Genomic DNA, 17,054 nt, shown 5'->3' on the forward strand with positions numbered 1-17,054 from the left:
GGCTCGGGGACGTCGGACGGCCATGTTCGCCAACATGGCCGGGCTCGGGGACGTCGGACGGCCATGTTCGCCAACATGGCCGGGCTCTGGTGGGCGGTGGCAGGGTGGGGGCATGGCTGAGCCACGCGAGCGTCACGGTGGAGCAGCGGGGGGCCTGGCGGTCGAGCTGGGCTGGTTCGCCGCGTACTTCGCCGTCGTCTACGTCGTCCAGGAGGTGGTCTACCGGGCAACCGGCTGGGACCGGATCTGGATCCTCCTGGTCGTGGTCTCGCTCGCCTGGTTGGTCAAGGGCGCTGCCCAGCGGTGGTGGGGGCGACGTTCCGCGGACCGATCGGCGCACCGGTAGCCGATGAGTTCGTCGGTGCGCGGCGGTCTACTGCTGCATGGCGACGACTCTGCTGGCGATCGGCACCCGCAAGGGGCTCTGGCTCGCGACGAGTGAGGACCGGCGCAGCTGGTCGCTCTCCTCGCCGCACTTCCTGATGACCGAGGTGCCGAGCATCGGCATCGACACCCGGGGTGGCCGCACCCGGCTGATGGTCGGCGTGCGGTCGGAGCACTTCGGCCCGACGGTCGTGCACTCCGACGACCTGGGCGTCACCTGGGACGAACCGGCCGCCGGCGCGATCCGCTTCCCCGCCGACACCGGCGCCGCGGTCGAGCGGATCTGGCAGCTGCGGCCGGACGCCGACGACCGGCCCGGCGTGGTCTGGGCCGGCTGCGAGCCGATCTCCGTCTGGCGCTCGGACGACGGCGGTGACCACTTCGAGCTCTGCCGCGGGCTCTGGGACCACCCGCACCGCGCCGAGTGGGGAGCCGGCTACGGCGGGGCGGCCGCGCACTCCGTCGTCCCCGGGCCCGGGGGCACAGTGCACGTGGCGATGAGCACCGGCGGGGTCTACCGGACCCGGGACGGCGGGGCGTCCTGGCAACCGCGCAACGCCGGCATCTCCGCCTACTTCCTGCCCGGCCCCGCGCCGGAGTTCGGCCAGTGCGTGCACAAGATCGCCCGGGACGCCGCCGACCCGCGCCGGCTGTACGCGCAGAACCACCACGGCGTGCACCGCTCCGACGACGACGGCGACACCTGGACGTCGATCGCGGCCGGACTGCCCTCGGACTTCGGCTTCGTGATGCTGGCCGACCCGCGCCGCGGCGGGCGGATCTGGGTGGTCCCGCTGGTGGCCGATGGTCAGCGGATCCCGCCGGACGGTCGGCTGGCGGTGCACCGCAGCGACGACGCGGGGGAGACCTGGCAGCGGCTGGACGCCGGGCTGCCGGTCGACGAGTACAACGCGGTGCTGCGCGACGCCGCCTGCGTGGACGCCGGCGACCCGGTGGGCGTCTACGTCGGCACCCGCGGCGGGGAGGTCTACGCCAGCGCCGACGCGGGGGAGTCGTTCACCCAGGTCGCCGGCCACCTGCCCGACGTGCTCTGCGTGCGCGCCGCGGTGCTGCCGTGACCGTGCGGGTGCTGCTGCCCCGCATGCTCGCCGACTGCACCGGCGGCCGGACGTCGCTGTCCCTCGACCTCGCCGGGGACGCAACGGTCTGCGCGGTGCTCGACGCGCTGGCCGCGCAGCACCCGGTGTTCGACCGCCGGGTGCGCGACGAGACGGGTGCGCTGCGCCGCTTCGTCAACGTCTACGTGGACGGCGACGAGGTGCGCCGGCTGTCCGGGCTGGCCACGCCGGTGCCGTCGGGAGCCGAGGTCATGGTCGTGCAGTCGGTCGCCGGGGGCTGAGGCTCAGCCGAGCAGCAGGGCCGCCGTGAGCAGGGTGACGGTGGCGGCGACCTCGCCCATCGCGCCCATCACGTCGCCGTTGACCCCGCCCAGCCGGCCGACGGCGCGGGCGGACAGCGCCTCGGACGCGCCCAGCCCCGCCGCGACGGCGGCGACCAGCACCAGCGCCGCGGTCGGGCCGCCGGAGCCCACCAGCAGCGCAGCCCCCGCGGCTGCGGCTGCGGTGAGCACGGCAGCGCCGGCCAGCCAGCCGCGGGAGACGGTGCCGGCCACCGCCTGACCCAGCGAGGAGCCCTCGGCGATCGGCACCCCCGGCAGCCCGGTCCCCGCCATCGCCAGCCGGGCGGTCACCGTGGCGGCGGGCAGGGCGAGCCAGCCGCCGTCCAGGGTGAGCAGCTGCGCCAGGCAGCCGATCTGCAGGAGCAGGACCAGGACCAGCGTGGCCACGCCGAAGGGGCCGACGTCGCCGGCGCGCATCACCTGCAGCGCGCGTTCCCGGCCGCGCAGCGGGCCCAGCCCGTCGGCGGTGTCGGCCAGCCCGTCCAGGTGCAGGCCGCGGGTCAGCCAGGCCAGCACGGCGATCCCGAGGACGGCGCCGACCAGCGGGCTCGCGGCCCGGCCGGCGGCCCAGGCGACCGTGGTGGCCACCGCACCGAGCACCAGCCCGACCAGCGGCGCCCAGGGCAGCACACCGCGGGCCGATGCCGCGGCCGGCACCCGCAGGCTGGTCAGCAGCGCGAACGACTCCGCCGGCCCGGCCCACCGGGACCGCTGCGGGCCCTCGCTCACCGCAGCCGCTGGGGCAGCCCGGCGACGACGAACCACACCTCGTCGGCGGTCGCGGCCAGCCGCTGGTTGACCTCGCCCAGGGTGTCCCGGAACAGCCGCCCGGCGCGGGTCTCCGGCACCACGCCCAGCCCCACCTCGTCGCTGACCGCGACCACGTGCGCCGGCGTCATCACCCAGTTGTCGACCAGCGCGTCACAGCGGGCGCTGAGGCGGTCGCGGGCCGCGGCGGCGTCGGTGGCCGAGCCGGCCGCGTGGGCGCCGGCGGTGTCCAGGGTGTCCCAGATGCCGGTCTCGTCCATCAGCGCGGCCACCCAGGTGGTCACGCTGTCCACCAGCACCGCCCCGGCGCGGATCAGCTCCGACGGCGCCGTCGTCTCCAGCGTCGTCCAGCCGGCCGGGCGGCGGTCGCGGTGCGCGGCGACCCGGGCCGCCCACTCGGCGTCGGTGTCGTCGACCCGGGAGGTGGCGAGGTAGGTGACCTCGGACCAGTCCGCCAGCAGCTGCTCGGCGTGCGCCGACTTGCCCGACCGCGAACCGCCGAGCACCAGCGTCCGGCTCACGGCAGCTCCAGCCGGGTGACCGTGCCGTTGTGCGGCGTCACGCCTGGCAGCTGGTCGGGGCCGAGCCCGGCGACCACCGCCTGCGCGGCGCGGATGGTGTCGCCGTGGGTGACCAGCGCGACGACGTCGGCCGGCGGGTCGGCGCGCAGGCCCTCCAGGTAGGCGGCGACCCGGGCGTGCAGCTCGGCCAGGCTCTCCCCGCCCTCGGCCGACCAGTGCGGGTCGGTCCAGTCGACGACGTCCCACAGCTCGCGCGAGGGCCGGCCCTCCAGCACGCCGTAGCCCTGCTCGCGCAACGCCGGGGTGGTGGTCAGGGTCAGCCCGGTGGCGGCGGCGCAGTGCTCGGCGGTCTGCACGGCCCGCAGCAGGTCGCTGGAGACCAGGGCGCCGGGACCGGCGCCGTCCCGGGTGAGTGCGGCCAGCTCGGCCGCGGCCTGTGCGGCCTGCCGGTGGCCGAGCTCGGTGAGCGGGACGTGTGCGGTCTGCCCCTGCATCAGCCCGGCGGCGTTCCACTCGCTCTGCCCGTGCCGGACGAGCAGGAGGGTGAGCGGGCCGGTCATCGCCAGGCAGCCTAGGTGGCGGTGAACCGGCCGCGGCCGGGGGCCCGCCGGTCAGGAACGTCCAAGCCGGCGGACCCGCGCCCGGCGCAGACTGCCGGCATGACGACGCCTGCACCGGTGAACCTGACCGCGGCCCTGGCCACCTTCGACGAGGTCTACAGCCCGCGCATCGTGGGCCGGGTCAACGACTACGACGTCCGCATCGCGCACTCCCTCGGGGAGCACGTCTGGCACGTGCACGAGGACACCGACGAGTTCTTCCTCGTCCTCGAGGGACGGTTCGACGTCGCGCTCCGCGACGTCGAGGGCACCGAGACGACCGTCGAGCTGCGCCAGGGGGACACCTTCGTCGTGCCGCGGGGCACGGAGCACAAGCCCTCCTCGACCGGCGGCTCGATCCTGATGTTCGAGCCCACCGGCACGGTGACCACCGGCGACCGGGCGGACGTCGTCGTCCCCGCGCACGTGCAGCGGACGGCGGGCCGCGAGCTCTGACGGTCCGGGCGGTGGGCAGGCGACCGCAGGCGGCTCGTACCGTCGCAGCCGTGACGATCCCGCTGCGCCCCGGCGCCGGCCGGGCCCCCCGGCCCGCCGCCCGCCCGACCGGCCCCGACCCGCTCGCGCCGCTGATGGACCTGCCCGGCGTCGCCGAGGCCGCAGAGGGGGCCCGCGCCGCCGTCGACCGCCTGCTCGGGCACAAGGTGCTCCGCCGGGAGTCCGCCGGGGTGAGCGCGGAGTCCGCGCTGCGCGGCGCCCGGGCCTCGGCCGCGCTGGAGGGCGTGGACGTGCCGCTGGCGCAGCTGCGCGCCGGGGAGGTCGAGGACCCCGTCGTCCAGGGGGCGCTGCGGGTGTCGGTCGGGCTCGGCTCGATGGTGGAGACCTGGGAGCGGGCACCCGGTCAGGTGCTCGCCCGGCTGCACGTCCTAGCGGCCGCGGACCTGGCCGACTCCGCCGATCTGGGCCGCCCGAACGGCGCGGCCGGGCCGCGGCTGGGCGGGCTGTTCTCGATCATCACCGGCGCCACCACGGTGCCGGCCGTGGTGATCGCCGGAGTGGTGCACGGCGAGCTCGCCGCCCTCGCGCCGTTCGGCACCCAGGACGGCGTGGTCGCCCGCGCCGCCGGCCGGCTGGTCGGGATCACCCGCGGCCTCGACCCGAAGGCCGTGTCGGTGCCCGAGGTCGGGTTCGCCGAGCTCGGCGCGGAGGCCCACGTCGCGGCGCTCGCCGGTTACCGCTCCGGTGGACCCGACGGGCTGGCCGGCTGGCTGGTGCACTGCTGCCGGGCGACCGAGCACGGCGCCACCGAGGGCCTGGCGATCTGCGAGAGCCTGCTCCGCGGCTGAGCCCGCCGTCCGGTCTGCCGTACCGCGGTGTGGCCCCGACACTGGGGAGATGCGCTTCCTCGAGGTCGACGGTCTGGGACAGGTCAGCCGGGTCGGGCTGGGCACGTGGCAGTTCGGCTCCCGGGAGTGGGGGTACGGCGCCGACTACGCCTCCGGTCCGGCCCGGGACATCGTTCGCCGGGCCCGCGAGCTGGGCGTCACCTTCTTCGACACCGCCGAGGTCTACGGCATGGGCAAGAGCGAGCGGATCCTCGGCGCGGCGCTGGGGGACGACCGCGGCTCGGTCGTCGTGGCGAGCAAGGTCTTCCCGGTCGCGCCCTTCCCGGCCGTCGTCCGCAACCGGGCCCTGGGCAGCGCCCGCCGGTTGGAGCTCGACCGCATCCCGCTGTACCAGGTGCACTGGCCCAACCCCGTCGTCCCGGACTCGGTGCTCATGCCGGGGCTGCGCACCCTGCTCGACGAGGGGCGCATCGGTGCCGTCGGCGTCTCCAACTACCCGCTGGACCGCTGGCGCGCCGCCGACGCCGCACTGGGCGGGCCGGTGGTCAGCAACCAGGTGCAGTTCTCCCTGGCCTCCGCCGGTCCGCTGGCGGACCTGGTGCCCTTCGCCGAGCGGGAGGGACGGCTGGTGATCGCCTACAGCCCGCTCGCCCAGGGGCTGCTCGGAGGCCGGTACTCCCTCGACCACCGCCCCGGCGGCGTCCGGGCGACCAACCCGCTGTTCGGCACGGAGAACCTGCGTCGCGCCGAGCCGCTCCTCCAGCTGCTCCGGGACGTCGCCGCCGCCCACCAGGCGAAGCCCGCCCAGGTGGCGCTGGCCTGGCTGCTCGGCCTGCCGCAGGTGGTCGTCATCCCGGGGGCGTCCAGCGTCGAGCAGCTCGAGTCGAACGTGGCGGCCGCCGAGCTGGAGCTGACCCCGGCCGAGCAGCAGGCGCTGACGGCCGCGGCCCAGGACTTCCAGCCGGTCTCGGCTGCCCGCACCGTGGCCGACCAGGTGCGCGAGAAGGTGGCCCAGGTGCGGGCGCGCGTGGGCGGCTGACCCGCCGGCGGTCAGGCGCCGGGACGACGCCGGCGACCGGGCGAGGGCAGCGAGAGGGCCGGGCCCGCGACCGGGGCGGCCGACGGGAGCACCCGGAGCGCGCGCCGGCGGGCGTACCAGGCGATCCCGGCGACGGCGGCGCCCACGCCCATCGCGGTGCCGGTGACCACCGGGGTGCGTGCCGCGGCCGAGCGGGAGCGCAGCGTCACCGGGCGGGTGAACTCCAGCACCGGCCAGCCCCGCTCGGCGGCGGCGCGGCGCAGCCCACGGTCGGGGTTGACCGCCGTGGGGTGCCCCACCGCCTCGAGCATCGGCAGGTCGGTGACCGAGTCGCTGTAGGCGAAGCAGTCGGTCAGGTCCCAGCCCTGCTCGGCGGCCAGGTCGCGCATCGCGGCGGCCTTGTTCTCGCCGTAGGCGTAGAACTCGATCTCGCCGGTGTACCTGCCGTCGCGGGTGACCATCCGGGTGGCGACCACCCGGTCCACCCCGAGCATCTCGCCGATCGGCTCCACCATCTCCGCGCCGCTGCTGGAGACGATCACCACCGCCCGGCCGGCGGCCCGGTGCGCCTCGATCACGTCGGCGGCCTCGTCGTAGATCAGCGGGTCGACGATCTCGTGCAGCGTCTCCCGGACGATGTCGTGCACCACGGCGACGTCCCAGCCGGTGGTCATCGCGGTGATCTGGCGGCGCATCCGTTCCATCTGGACGGCGTCGGCGCCGGCGAGGGAGAAGACGAACTGCGCGTAGGCGCCCTTGAGGACGGCCCGTCGGTTGATCAGCCCACCCTGGAAGAACGGTCGTCCGAAGGCCAGGGTGCTGGACTTCGCGATGACCGTCTTGTCCAGGTCGAAGAACGCCGCAGCGCGGGTCATGTCCTCCACGGTAAGGGGATCGGCAGATCGGGCCGCCGGGTGCAGCGGAATCCACACCCCGATGGGTGGTCCACAGATCCGCTGCGGGGCTGTTCCGCCGCCGGCCCGTGGTCTGCGCTGGTGCGGTGTCCACCGTCAGCCGCGCCGCCGGCCCCGCCCCTGCCCGCCCGCTCGTCGTCAGCACCGACCCGGTGCTGCTCGACGACCTGCTCCGGCTGCTGGCCGCCGCCGGCAGCACCGGGGAGCTGACCAGCGGCGGGAGCCCGCTGCGCCGCGCGCACCGCGATGCGCCACTGGTCCTGCTCGGCACCGAGGTGCTCGGCAGCGCCGCGGTGCGGGCCCTGCCGCGGCGGCCCGGGCTGCTGGTGGTCGCCGCGGGCGAGCCGGGGCCCGAGGTCTGGCCGGCGGCGGTCGAGCTGGGCGCCGAACGGGTCGTGGTGCTGCCGCGGGACGAGACCTGGCTGGTCGAGCGGGTCGCGGCGGCCGTGCGGGCACCGGTGCGACCGGGCTGGTTGGCCGTGGTCGGCGGGGCCTGCGGCGGCGCCGGGGCCAGCACCCTGGCCACCGCCCTGGCCCTGACCGCCCGCACCCGCGCCGGGGACGACGTGCTGCTCGTCGACGGGGACGGCTGGGGCGCCGGCCTGGACCTGCTGCTGGGCGCGGAGAGCGCGCCCGGGCTGCGCTGGCCCGAGCTGGCCGGGGTGAGCGGGCGGGTCGCCGGCCCGGCGCTGGCCGCCGCGCTCCCGGAGGCCGCCGGGGTCGCCGTGCTCGCCGCCTCCCGCGAGCAGCCGCAGCCGGTGGTCCCCGACGCGCTGCTCGCGGTGGCCGCCGGCGCCCGGGACAGTGGCTGCGGGGTGGTGGTCGACCTGCCCGTCCACGGGGACGGCGCCGCGGAACTGCTGGCCGAGGCGGACCTGGCCGTGCTGGTGGTCCCAGCCCGGCTGCGGGCGGCGGTGGCCGCCCGCCCGCTGGTCCGCGGCCCGGACGGCGAACCGCGCCCCTGGTCGTCGGCCCTGGTGGTGACCCGGCCGGTGCCCGGCGGGCTGACCCGCGCCCAGGTGGCCGACGCCGTCGGGCGGCCGGTCTTCGCCGAGCTGGCCGCCGACCGGTCGGCGGTGGCCCGCAGCGAGCGGGGCGAACCGCCGTCCATCGCCGGCCGCGCGCCGTTCGGCGTGCTCGGCCGGCTGCTGCTGGCCCAGCTGCCCGGGCGGACGGCGTGAGCGCGGAGGCGGCGTCCCCGCTGGTCGAGCGGGTGCGGGCGCGGCTCGCCGCGGTCTCCGGACCGCCCAGCCCGGCCGCGGTCGCGGCGCTGGTCCGGGAGGAGTCCGGCGGCCTGCTCGGCGACCGCGGGGTGCTCGACGCCGTCCGGGCCGCCACCGACGAGCTGTCCGGGGCCGGGGCGCTCGAGCCGCTGCTGCGCACCCCCGGGGTCACCGACGTGCTGGTCAACGGCCCGGACTCGGTGTGGATCGACCGGGGGAGCGGTCTGGAGCCGGTCGACGTCCGGTTCGTCGACGAGGGCGCCGTCCGCCGGCTGGCGGTGCGGCTGGCGGCGTCGGCGGGCCGGCGGCTGGACGACGCATCGCCGTGGGTGGACGCCGGCCTGCCCGACGGCACCCGGCTGCACGCCGTGCTGCCCCCGGTGTCCGGGTCGGGCACCTGCCTGTCGCTGCGGGTGCTGCGCCGGGCGGTGCTGTCCTACGCCGACCTCGCCGCGCGCGGCGCCTTCCCGGGGGCCTCCGCCGACCTGCTGGCGGCCGCGGTGACGGCCCGGCTGGCGTTCCTGGTGACCGGCGGCACGGGCACCGGGAAGACCACCGTGCTCTCCGCGCTACTGGGCCTGGCCGACCCGATCGACCGGGTGGTGCTCTGCGAGGACGCCCCGGAGCTCACCCCGCAGCACCCGCACGTCGTCCGGCTGCTCACCCGGCCGCCCAACGTCGAGGCCGCCGGGGCGGTGACGCTGCGCGACCTGGTCCGGCAGGCGCTGCGGATGCGGCCCGACCGGCTGGTGGTGGGCGAGGTCCGGGGTGCGGAGGTGGTCGACCTGCTCGCCGCGCTGAACACCGGGCACGACGGCGGCTGCGGCACCGTGCACGTCAACCGGGCCGCCGACCTGCCCGCCCGGCTGGAGGCGCTCGGCGGTGCGGCGGGTCTCGGGCGGGCGGCGGTGCACAGCCAGGCCGCGGCCGCGCTGTCCCTGGTGGTGCACCTGCGGCGGGGGCCGGCCGGGCGGCACGTGGCCGAGCTGGGCGTCGTCCGGCGGCGGGGCGAGCTGATCGAGGTGGCGGCAGGCTGGCGGGCGGACGGCGGCGACTGTCCGGCCCGCTCGGAGCTGGCCGACCTGCTCGGCGTGCAGGTACCCGGGTGAGGCCGGCGCTGCTCTGCCTCGCGGCGGCGCTGCTGGCCTGGCCGTCCGGCGCCCGGCCCGGCCGGCTCACGCCCCGGCGCACCGCCGGCCGTGTGCCGTTCCCCGGCCTGGCCGGCCGGGGCGGGGTGGTCCTCCTGGCGGGGGCGGCGGCCGTTGTCGGGGCGCTGGCCTCCACCCCGGTGGTGGCCGTCCTGGCGGCGGTCTGCGCGGGGTGCGCCGGCCGTGCGCTGCAGTCGCGACAGCGGGCGGCGGCCGAGCAGCGGCGGACCCGCGCGCTGGTGGAGGCGCTGGGCGTGCTGACCGCGGAGGTGCGCGCCGGCCGCTCCCTGACCGAGGCGACCGGTGCGGCCGTCGACGGCTGCCCCGACCCGGTCACCGCGGCGGCGCTCGGACCGGTGTTGCGGCTGGGCGAGCCCCCATCAGGTCCGGCGGACGGTGGGTGTGCCGCGGCGCTGGTCCGGATCGCGGCGGCCGTGCGGCTGAGCGCGCACACCGGCTGCTCGCTGGCCGGGGTGCTCACCGCCGTGGAGGACGACCTGCGGGCCCGGCTGCGGGCCGAGGAGGAGCTGCGGTCGGCGGTGGCCGGCCCGCGGGCCAGCGCAGCCGTGCTCGCCGGGCTGCCCGTGCTGGGCCTGCTGATGGGCAGCGGGATCGGCGCCGACCCGTGGCGGGTGCTCACCACCACGGCGCCCGGCACGGCACTGCTGGTCGCCGGGGTCGGCCTGGAGCTGGTCGGCACGGCCTGGTCGGCCCGCCTGGTCCGGCGCGCGGTGCGGCAGTGAGCCGGCGGTGACCGCGGTCGCGGTGGCGGCGCTCGCCGGGGCGCTGCTGCTGTGGGCGCCGGCCGCCGACGTCCGGCGGGACCGGCTGGCGGCGGTCGCGCCTCGGCCACAGCCCGCTGCCGCCCGGACCCGGGCGCCGGACCGGCCGCCCGGGACGGCGCGGCGCTGGTCGATGGCCGCGGCGGCCGGAGCGGGAGCCCTCCTCCTGCTCGGCGGCGGGCTCCCGGCCGCAGTGCTGGCGGTCGGCGCGACGGTGCTGGCCGAGCGGCTGCTGCGCCGGGCCGGGGCGTCCCCGGACGACGAGGAGCGGCTGGCCCGCGACCTGCCGGTGGCCTGCGACCTGCTCGCCGTCTGCCTGACCGCCGGCACCCCGGTGGGCGCCGCGGTGGCCGCGGTCGGCGGCTCGGTGGCCGGGCCGCTGGGCGAGCGGCTGGTCGCCGTCGGCGGGCTGTACCGCCTCGGCGCCGCTCCGCGACGGGCCTGGGCCGGGGCGCCGCCGCCGGTCGACGCGCTGGCGCGGGTGGTGGTGCGGGCGGGGGAGTCGGGGTCGGCCGTCGCCCCGGCCCTGCAGCGGCTGGCCGGCGACCTGCGCAGCAGTCAGCACAGCCGGGTCGAGGCCGCCGTCCGCCGGGCGGGGGTGTGGGTGCTGGCTCCGCTGGGGCTCTGCTTCCTGCCGGCGTTCCTGTGCCTGGGCGTCGTCCCGCTCGTCCTCGGGATCGCCGCGGACGTCTTCTGACGTCGCGCTGCCCGGCGTCCACATCCGCGGCGGCCGTCCACACCCCGCCGGCAGCCCTGGGAACCCGGCCCGGTCGACCACAGGCTCGATCCCGACGGGCCGGCGAGCGGCCCGCGGAGAGGGGACGCGGAGATGGACACCCAGGAGGACGTGGAGATGGACATCCAGGAGGAGGTGCCGACGCCGAGGCGGGTGCGGCGCTGGCTGCGGGTCCGGGTCGTCGAGGAGGAGGGGATGAGCACTGCGGAGTACGCCGTGGGCACCGTCGCGGCCTGCGCGTTCGCCGCGGTGCTCTACAAGGTGGTCACCGGCGGCTCGGTGGTGTCGGCGCTGGGCGACCTGGTGCAGTCGGCGCTCGCCACGCTGTCCTGAGTCGACGTGTCGACACCTCGACACCGGACGGCCCGGCGGCACGGCGAGGCCGGGATGGTCACCGCCGAGACGGCGGTCGTGCTGCCGGTGCTGCTGATGGTGCTGGCCGGCGCGGTGGCCGCGGTCGTGGTGGTCGGCGCCCAACTGCGCTGCGTGGACGCCGCCCGGGAGGGGGCCCGGGCGGCGGCCCGCGGCGACGAGCACGGCCGGGTGGTGGCGCTGGCCGCCCAGGCGGCGCCGGACGGTGCCCGGACCGATGTCGCCGGGGACGGGGAGTCGGTGCGGGTCACCGTCTCCGCGACGGTCTCCCCGCTGGGCCCGCTGCCCTGGCGGGTCGAGGTGACCGCGTCGGCCACCGGGGTGCGGGAGCCGGCCGCGGGCAGCCCACCGTGACCGGGTCCCGGCCGCCGGACGACGGTGAGCGCGGCTCGGCCACCGTGTGGACGGTGGCCCTGGCCGCCGTGCTGGCCCTGGTCGGCGCGGCGACCGTGCTGGTCGGTGCCGCCGTGGTGGCCCGGCACCGGGCGACCACCGCGGCCGACCTGTCCGCGTTGGCGGCGGCCGGCAGCGCGGTGCAGGGCGACCCGGCGGCGTGCGCGGTCGCCGGCGAGGTCGCCGCGGCGAACGCGGCCACCCTCGACTCCTGCCGGCTCACCGCCGGCGCGGTGGTCGAGGTGCGGGTGCACGTGCCGGTGCGGCTCGGCCCCCTGGGGGTGCTGGACGCCCGCGCCCGCGCCCGGGCCGGCCCGGCGCCGCCGGAGACCGGGTCAGAAGACGAGGTCGTCGGGGTCGGCCTCCCGGAGCGCGGCCCCCGGCTCGGCCTCGGCCGGTCCGGCGGGCCCGGGCCCGGCCGGCACGCTGGTCCCGCGCCCGGCCGCCGCGCTGGTGCCGCTGGGCCCCGACCCGGACACCGCGCTGGTGCCGGTGATCGCGGACGCGGCAGGCGCGCTGGTGCCGAACAGCGCAGGCGTCGGCCGCCGCGTCACCTCTGCCTCCTCGGCGGTCAGCTCCGGGGCCGAGGACAGTTCGTCCAGGACGACGTCGAGCACCCGCACCGCACCGGCCTTGTCCAGCGGGTCGTTGCCGTTGCCGCACTTGGGCGACTGCACGCACGACGGGCAGCCGGACTCGCACTCGCAGCTGGCCACGGTCGCCCGGGTCGCCTGCAGCCAGTCCCGCAGCACCGCGTAGCCGCGCTCGGCGAAGCCGGCCCCGCCCGGGTGTCCGTCGTAGACGACGATCGTCGCCGCGCCGGTGTCCGGGTGCAGTGCGGTGGAGATCCCGCCGAGGTCCCAGCGATCGCAGGTGGCCAGCAGCGGCAGGATGCCGATCGAGGCGTGCTCGGCGGCGTGCAGCGAGCCGGGCAGGGCGGCGTCGTCGACATCGGCGCGGGCCACGGCCCGCTCGTCCAGCGTCAGCCAGACCGCGCGGGTGCGCAGCTGCCGGGCGGGGAGGTCCAGTGGGAACTCCGCGAGCACCTCGCCGGTGCCCAGCCGGCGCCGCTGGTAGGCGACCACCTGGTTGGTCACGTCGACGACACCGGTGTGCGCGGTGACGGCGCCCAGCGTCCGGGTGCGGTCGATCGAGACGATGGACAGGTCGACCAGGTCCCGGGCGACCGTCGTCCACTCCGGGCTCTCCGGGTGCACCACGGCGCAGGAGTCCTCGACGTCGAACTCGTCCACGACGTAGCTCTCGCCGCGGTGCACGTAGAGCGCGCCGGTGTGCACGGTGGCGTGCGAGGCGTCGCCGTCGACGGTGCCCAGCAGCCGCCCGGTCGCGCCCTCGATGATCGAGACCGGGGCCTCGCCGCTGCCCCGGATGTCGACGTCCGGCCGGCCCCGCCCGGCCCAGTACCAGCCGGTCGGGCGGGCGCGCAGCAGCCCCTCGGCGACCAGTTCGGCCACCTGCGCCTCGGCCACCTCGCCGCCGAAGTCGGCGAGCTCGTCGGCGCGCAGCGGCAGCTCGGCCGCCGCGCAGCACAGCTGGGGGCCGAGCACGTAGGGGTTGGCGGGGTCGGTGACGGTCGCCTCGACCGGCCGGCCGAACACCGCCTGCGGGTGGTGGGCCAGGTAGTGGTCCAGCGGGTCGTCGCGGGCCACGAAGACCACCAGCGACTCACGCTGTGCCCGGCCGGCGCGGCCGGCCTGCTGCCACATCGAGGCCAGCGTGCCGGGGTAGCCGGCGAGCACCACGGCGTCCAGCCCGGCGATGTCGATGCCCAGCTCCAGGGCGTTGGTGGTGGCCACGCCCAGCAGGTCGCCGGTCGACAGCGCTCGCTCCAGCTCCCGGCGCTCCTCGGGCAGGTAGCCGCCCCGGTAGGACTCGACCTTGCGCACCAGGTCGCCGCGGCCCCGCGAGCGCAGCAGTGCGCGGGCCTGCTCGGCCACCGACTCCGCCGACCGGCGGGACCGGACGAAGGCCAGCGTGCGGGCCCCCTGCTCGACCAGGTCGGCGAGCAGCCCGGCGGCGTCCGCGGCGGCCGAGCGCCGCAGCGGCGCCCCGTGCTCGCCGGTCTTCTCCGTCAGCGGCGGCTCCCACAGGGCGAAGGTCGCGCCCGGCCGGGGGGAGCCGTCCTCGGTCACCGCCGCCACCGGGGCGCCGACCAGCCGGCTGGCCGCCGCGGCGGGGTCGGCGACGGTGGCCGAGGCCAGCACGAAGACCGGCTCGGCGCCGTAGCGGCGGCAGATGCGGCGGAGCCGGCGCAGCACGTGGCCGACGTGCGAGCCGAACACCCCGCGGTAGGCGTGGCACTCGTCGACCACCACGTAGGCGACCCGGCGCAGCGTGCTGGACCACTTCTGGTGGGCCGGCAGGATCCCGCGGTGCAGCATGTCCGGGTTGGTGACGATCCACCGCGAGTGCCGCCGCACCCACTCCCGCTCCTCGCCCGGGGTGTCCCCGTCGTAGGCGGCCGGCCGCACCGAGGGGTCGGCCAGCGCGGCCACCGAGGCCAGCTGGTCACGGGCCAGCGCCTTCGTCGGGGCCAGGTAGAGCACGCAGGCCCGGGGGTCCTCGGCCAGCGCGGTGAGCGCCGGCAGCTGGTAGGCCAGCGACTTGCCCGACGCGGTACCGGTGGCGACGACGACGTGCTCGCCGGCGTGGGCCAGCTCGGCGGCGGCCACCTGGTGGCTGAACGGCGCCAGCACGCCCCGCTCGGCCAACCGCTCGCGCAGCGGAGCAGCGACCCACCCCGGCCACGGCGCGGTGCGGCTCTCCCGGACCGGCAGGCGGTGCACGTGGGTCACCGGGTCGTCGTCGTCCTCCGTGTCGGCCAGCAACGCGGCGAGCAGCTCGGTGCCCGGCAGCGCGGTCGCCGGCCCGCCGTCCTCGGGCTCGGGTCCGGAGGTCGAGGGCCCCTCGGCGGGGAGCCGCACGGAGCGCAGGGACGTCACCACCCCACTGTCACACCGCCGCGCAACCAGCCGCCGCGAGGGTGGCCCGGATGACCCTCCGTATGAAATGGATCACATCGGGTCTGGCGGTGCGCGGTCGGCTGCGGCACAGTGCGTGCCACGCCGGGCCCTCCCCGAGCGAGAACCGGGGGCCGCCGGGCCGGTGTGCGCCCACCTCGCCGCGGAGGAACACATGCCCGACACCGACCTGTCCGGAGGAGACCTCGCCCTCGTGGCGATCGCGCTCCTCATCTCCCTCGCCGCCCTGGGCTTCGCCGCCTGGCTGGTCCGTGCCGTGCTCGCGGCCGACCAGGGCACCGCCTCCATGCAGGAGATAGCGAGGGCGGTCCAGGAAGGTGCCGTCGCCTACCTGCAGCGGCAGTTCCGCACCCTCGCCGTCTTCGCGGTGATCGTGTTCGTGCTGCTGCTCGCGCTGCCGGTCTCCGACGGCGGCCTGGGCACCCGGCTGGGCCGGGCCGCCTTCTTCCTGGTGGGCGCCGCGTTCTCCGCCAGCGTCGGCTTCATCGGGATGACGCTGGCCACCCGCGGCAACGTCCGGGTCGCCGCGGCCGCCGCGGCCGGTGGGCACCGCCCGGCGTTCCGGATCGCCTTCCGCACCGGCGGCGTGGTCGGGATGATCACCGTCGGCCTGGGCCTGTTCGGGGCGACCCTGGCGGTGCTGCTGTTCCAGGAGACCTCGCCGGTCGTGCTGGAGGGCTTCGGCTTCGGGGGCGCGCTGCTGGCGATGTTCATGCGGGTCGGCGGCGGCATCTTCACCAAGGCCGCCGACGTCGGCGCGGACCTGGTCGGCAAGGTCGAGGCGGGCATCCCCGAGGACGACCCGCGCAACGCCGCGACCATCGCGGACAACGTGGGCGACAACGTCGGTGACTGCGCCGGCATGGCCGCTGACCTGTTCGAGTCCTACGCGGTGACGCTGGTCGCCGCGCTCATCCTCGGCCAGGTCTTCTTCGGTTCCGTGGGCATGGTCTTCCCGCTGGTCGTCGCCGCCATCGGGGTGATCGCCTCGGTGGTCGGCATCCTGGCCAGCAACCCCGGCGCGCACGACCGCAACTGGATGTCCCCGATCAACCGCGGCTTCTTCGCCTCCGCGGCGGTCTCCCTCGTCCTGGTCGCGGCCGCGTCGTTCACCGTCCTGCCCACCATCTCCGACGGCCTGGACGTCTCGGTCAGCCCGCAGGTGCTCGGCTTCGTCTCCGTGCTCATCGGCATCGTGCTGGCCGCGGCCATCCAGCAGCTCACCGGCTACTTCACCGAGACCGCTCGCCGGCCGGTCAAGGACGTCGGCCGCAGCTCGCTGACCGGCCCCGCGACGGTGATCCTGTCCGGCGTCTCGCTGGGCCTGGAGTCGGCCGTCTACGCCGCGCTGCTGATCGGTGGGGCGGTCTACGGCGCCTTCCTGGTCGGCGGGGCCGCCGCGCTGTACGCCGTCGCGCTGGCCGGGTGCGGGCTGCTCACCACCGCCGGGGTCATCGTCGCGATGGACACCTTCGGCCCGGTCAGCGACAACGCCCAGGGCATCGCGGAGATGTCCGGGGAGATCGACGACGAGGGCGCCCAGGTGCTCACCGACCTGGACGCCGTCGGCAACACCACGAAGGCGATCACCAAGGGCATCGCCATCGCCACCGCGGTGCTGGCGGCCACCGCGCTGTTCGGCTCCTACAACGCCAGCATCCTGCTGGCCCTGGACGACGCCGGCTCCGTCCTGGGCGACGCCTTCACCCTGGTGTCACCGAACAACGTGGTGGGCGCGGTGATCGGCGCCGCCGTCGTCTTCTTCTTCTCCGGCCTGGCGATCAACGCGGTCTCCCGCGCCGCCGGCCGGGTGGTCTTCGAGGTGCGCAAGCAGTTCCGCGAGCACCCCGGGATCATGGACCGCACCGAGCGGCCCGACTACGGCGCCGTCGTCGACATCTGCACCAAGGACTCGCTGCGCGAGCTGGCCACCCCGGGGCTGCTGGCGGTGCTGGCGCCGGTCGCCGTCGGCTTCGGTCTGGGCTTCGGGCCGCTGGCCGCCTACCTGGTCGGGGCGATCGCCACCGGCACCCTGATGGCGGTCTTCCTGTCCAACTCGGGCGGCGCCTGGGACAACGCCAAGAAGATGGTGGAGGACGGCGCGTACGGCGGGAAGGGCAGCGAGGCGCACGCAGCCACCGTCATCGGCGACACCGTGGGCGACCCGTTCAAGGACACCGCGGGGCCGGCGATCAACCCGCTGATCAAGGTGATGAACCTGGTGGCGCTGCTGATCGCCCCGGCGGTCGTCTCCCTCTCCGTCGGGGCGGACGCCAACACGCCGGTCCGGGTCGGCATCGCGGTGGCCGCGACGCTGGTGATCGTGGCCGCGGTGGTGGTGAGCAAGCGCCGCTCGACCGTGGTCGGCGGGGAGAGCGACGCCACCACCGGGGCACTGACCACGAGCGCCCCCTGACGCCTCCGGCGCGGCGGTGGTGCCCGGTTGTGG

18 protein-coding genes and 1 pseudogene are annotated in these 17,054 nt (G+C 77.0%); 14 read left to right on the forward strand and 5 right to left on the reverse strand.

Annotated features, from left to right (window positions below):
• Positions 1-112: 112 nt before the first annotated feature.
• Genes Q1A09_RS13880 through Q1A09_RS13890 form a run of 3 tightly spaced genes read left to right on the forward strand, consistent with a single transcriptional unit; the run spans position 113 to position 1,744 of the window.
• The gene (locus tag Q1A09_RS13880; RefSeq protein WP_299955878.1) at positions 113-346 is read left to right on the forward strand and encodes a hypothetical protein; all 234 of its coding nucleotides are present in this window, start codon (positions 113-115) and stop codon (positions 344-346) included.
• Positions 347-383: 37 nt separating this feature from the next.
• A complete protein-coding gene (locus Q1A09_RS13885) occupies positions 384-1,463 on the forward strand; it encodes a sialidase family protein (RefSeq protein ID WP_299955879.1) in 1,080 nt (359 codons plus the stop codon).
• Positions 1,460-1,744 (forward strand): MoaD/ThiS family protein, encoded by a 285-nt coding sequence (locus Q1A09_RS13890; protein WP_299955881.1) that lies wholly within the window; start codon positions 1,460-1,462, stop codon positions 1,742-1,744. Before Q1A09_RS13885 ends, Q1A09_RS13890 begins: the two co-directional genes overlap by 4 nt.
• Before the next feature lie 3 nt (positions 1,745-1,747).
• On the opposite strand, the gene Q1A09_RS13895 is transcribed toward Q1A09_RS13890, so the two are convergent.
• The 3 genes from Q1A09_RS13895 to Q1A09_RS13905 are packed head-to-tail and all read right to left on the reverse strand — an operon-like array spanning position 1,748 to position 3,653.
• The gene (locus Q1A09_RS13895) at positions 1,748-2,533 is read right to left on the reverse strand and encodes an adenosylcobinamide-GDP ribazoletransferase (RefSeq protein ID WP_299955883.1); all 786 of its coding nucleotides are present in this window, start codon (positions 2,531-2,533) and stop codon (positions 1,748-1,750) included.
• A complete protein-coding gene (gene cobU, locus Q1A09_RS13900) occupies positions 2,530-3,093 on the reverse strand; it encodes a bifunctional adenosylcobinamide kinase/adenosylcobinamide-phosphate guanylyltransferase (RefSeq protein ID WP_299955885.1) in 564 nt (187 codons plus the stop codon). Before cobU ends, Q1A09_RS13895 begins: the two co-directional genes overlap by 4 nt.
• Positions 3,090-3,653, reverse strand: a complete 564-nt coding sequence (locus tag Q1A09_RS13905; RefSeq protein ID WP_299955886.1) for a histidine phosphatase family protein — start codon at positions 3,651-3,653, stop codon at positions 3,090-3,092. The genes cobU and Q1A09_RS13905 overlap by 4 nt, the downstream gene beginning before the upstream one ends.
• A 99-nt stretch (positions 3,654-3,752) precedes the next feature.
• Between Q1A09_RS13905 and Q1A09_RS13910 the strand changes: the two genes are divergently transcribed.
• From Q1A09_RS13910 to Q1A09_RS13920, 3 genes are read left to right on the forward strand one after another with little or no spacing between them, the layout of a single operon-like run.
• On the forward strand, positions 3,753-4,148 hold the full coding sequence (locus Q1A09_RS13910) for a cupin domain-containing protein (protein WP_299955887.1): 396 nt from the start codon (positions 3,753-3,755) through the stop codon (positions 4,146-4,148).
• 50 nt (positions 4,149-4,198) lie between these two features.
• Positions 4,199-4,996: an oxidoreductase gene (locus Q1A09_RS13915; protein WP_299955889.1), complete on the forward strand. Its 798-nt coding sequence runs from the start codon at positions 4,199-4,201 to the stop codon at positions 4,994-4,996.
• A 49-nt stretch (positions 4,997-5,045) separates the two neighbouring features.
• The gene (locus tag Q1A09_RS13920) at positions 5,046-6,035 is read left to right on the forward strand and encodes an aldo/keto reductase (RefSeq protein WP_299955891.1); all 990 of its coding nucleotides are present in this window, start codon (positions 5,046-5,048) and stop codon (positions 6,033-6,035) included.
• 11 nt (positions 6,036-6,046) lie between these two features.
• Here the strand turns inward: Q1A09_RS13920 and Q1A09_RS13925 are convergent, their stop codons facing one another.
• Positions 6,047-6,910 carry an HAD family phosphatase gene (locus Q1A09_RS13925; RefSeq protein ID WP_299955892.1) on the reverse strand — a complete coding sequence of 288 codons (864 nt, stop codon included), beginning with the start codon at positions 6,908-6,910 and terminating at the stop codon, positions 6,047-6,049.
• A gap of 125 nt (positions 6,911-7,035) precedes the next feature.
• On the opposite strand from Q1A09_RS13925, the gene ssd reads away from it, so the two are divergent.
• The 7 genes and pseudogenes from ssd to Q1A09_RS13960 form a co-directional block, all read left to right on the forward strand.
• A complete protein-coding gene (ssd, locus tag Q1A09_RS13930; RefSeq protein ID WP_299955894.1) occupies positions 7,036-8,130 on the forward strand; it encodes a septum site-determining protein Ssd in 1,095 nt (364 codons plus the stop codon).
• Entirely contained in the window at positions 8,127-9,281 is a 1,155-nt protein-coding gene (locus tag Q1A09_RS13935; protein ID WP_299955896.1) for a TadA family conjugal transfer-associated ATPase, read from the forward strand. The genes ssd and Q1A09_RS13935 overlap by 4 nt, the downstream gene beginning before the upstream one ends.
• Positions 9,278-10,063 (forward strand): type II secretion system F family protein, encoded by a 786-nt coding sequence (locus tag Q1A09_RS13940; protein WP_299955898.1) that lies wholly within the window; start codon positions 9,278-9,280, stop codon positions 10,061-10,063. Before Q1A09_RS13935 ends, Q1A09_RS13940 begins: the two co-directional genes overlap by 4 nt.
• A gap of 7 nt (positions 10,064-10,070) precedes the next feature.
• Complete coding sequence (locus Q1A09_RS13945) at positions 10,071-10,799, forward strand: type II secretion system F family protein (protein WP_299955900.1); 729 nt, start codon at positions 10,071-10,073, stop codon at positions 10,797-10,799.
• Positions 10,800-10,931: 132 nt separating this feature from the next.
• Positions 10,932-11,171 (forward strand): DUF4244 domain-containing protein, encoded by a 240-nt coding sequence (locus tag Q1A09_RS13950; protein ID WP_299955901.1) that lies wholly within the window; start codon positions 10,932-10,934, stop codon positions 11,169-11,171.
• A gap of 6 nt (positions 11,172-11,177) precedes the next feature.
• On the forward strand, positions 11,178-11,564 hold the full coding sequence (locus tag Q1A09_RS13955) for a TadE family type IV pilus minor pilin (protein ID WP_299955903.1): 387 nt from the start codon (positions 11,178-11,180) through the stop codon (positions 11,562-11,564).
• A pseudogene (locus tag Q1A09_RS13960) lies at positions 11,561-11,908 on the forward strand (Rv3654c family TadE-like protein); the annotation flags it as partial. The gene Q1A09_RS13955 and the pseudogene Q1A09_RS13960, both read left to right, overlap by 4 nt.
• Positions 11,909-11,938: 30 nt before the next feature.
• Here Q1A09_RS13960 and Q1A09_RS13965 read toward each other — a convergent pair.
• Positions 11,939-14,566: a DEAD/DEAH box helicase gene (locus Q1A09_RS13965; RefSeq protein ID WP_299955905.1), complete on the reverse strand. Its 2,628-nt coding sequence runs from the start codon at positions 14,564-14,566 to the stop codon at positions 11,939-11,941.
• 193 nt (positions 14,567-14,759) lie between these two features.
• Here Q1A09_RS13965 and Q1A09_RS13970 point away from each other — a divergent pair, with 193 nt between their 5' ends.
• On the forward strand, positions 14,760-17,021 hold the full coding sequence (locus tag Q1A09_RS13970) for a sodium-translocating pyrophosphatase (RefSeq protein ID WP_299955907.1): 2,262 nt from the start codon (positions 14,760-14,762) through the stop codon (positions 17,019-17,021).
• Positions 17,022-17,054 lie beyond the last annotated feature (33 nt).

The organism is uncultured Modestobacter sp. (assembly GCF_947486615.1).
In the GTDB taxonomy this organism is placed as follows: Bacteria; Actinomycetota; Actinomycetes; order Mycobacteriales; family Geodermatophilaceae; genus Modestobacter.

Bases quoted from the DNA above. Each gene is read 5' to 3' on its own strand.
- Q1A09_RS13880 (WP_299955878.1), top strand. From the start codon at position 113: ATGGCTGAGCCACGCGAGCGTCACGGTGGAGCAGCGGGGGGCCTGGCG.
- Q1A09_RS13885 (WP_299955879.1), top strand. From the start codon at position 384: ATGGCGACGACTCTGCTGGCGATCGGCACCCGCAAGGGGCTCTGGCTC.
- Q1A09_RS13905 (WP_299955886.1), bottom strand. From the start codon at position 3,653: ATGACCGGCCCGCTCACCCTCCTGCTCGTCCGGCACGGGCAGAGCGAG.
- Q1A09_RS13910 (WP_299955887.1), top strand. From the start codon at position 3,753: ATGACGACGCCTGCACCGGTGAACCTGACCGCGGCCCTGGCCACCTTC.
- Q1A09_RS13920 (WP_299955891.1), top strand. From the start codon at position 5,046: ATGCGCTTCCTCGAGGTCGACGGTCTGGGACAGGTCAGCCGGGTCGGG.
- Q1A09_RS13925 (WP_299955892.1), bottom strand. From the start codon at position 6,910: ATGACCCGCGCTGCGGCGTTCTTCGACCTGGACAAGACGGTCATCGCG.
- Q1A09_RS13950 (WP_299955901.1), top strand. From the start codon at position 10,932: ATGGACACCCAGGAGGACGTGGAGATGGACATCCAGGAGGAGGTGCCG.
- Q1A09_RS13970 (WP_299955907.1), top strand. From the start codon at position 14,760: ATGCCCGACACCGACCTGTCCGGAGGAGACCTCGCCCTCGTGGCGATC.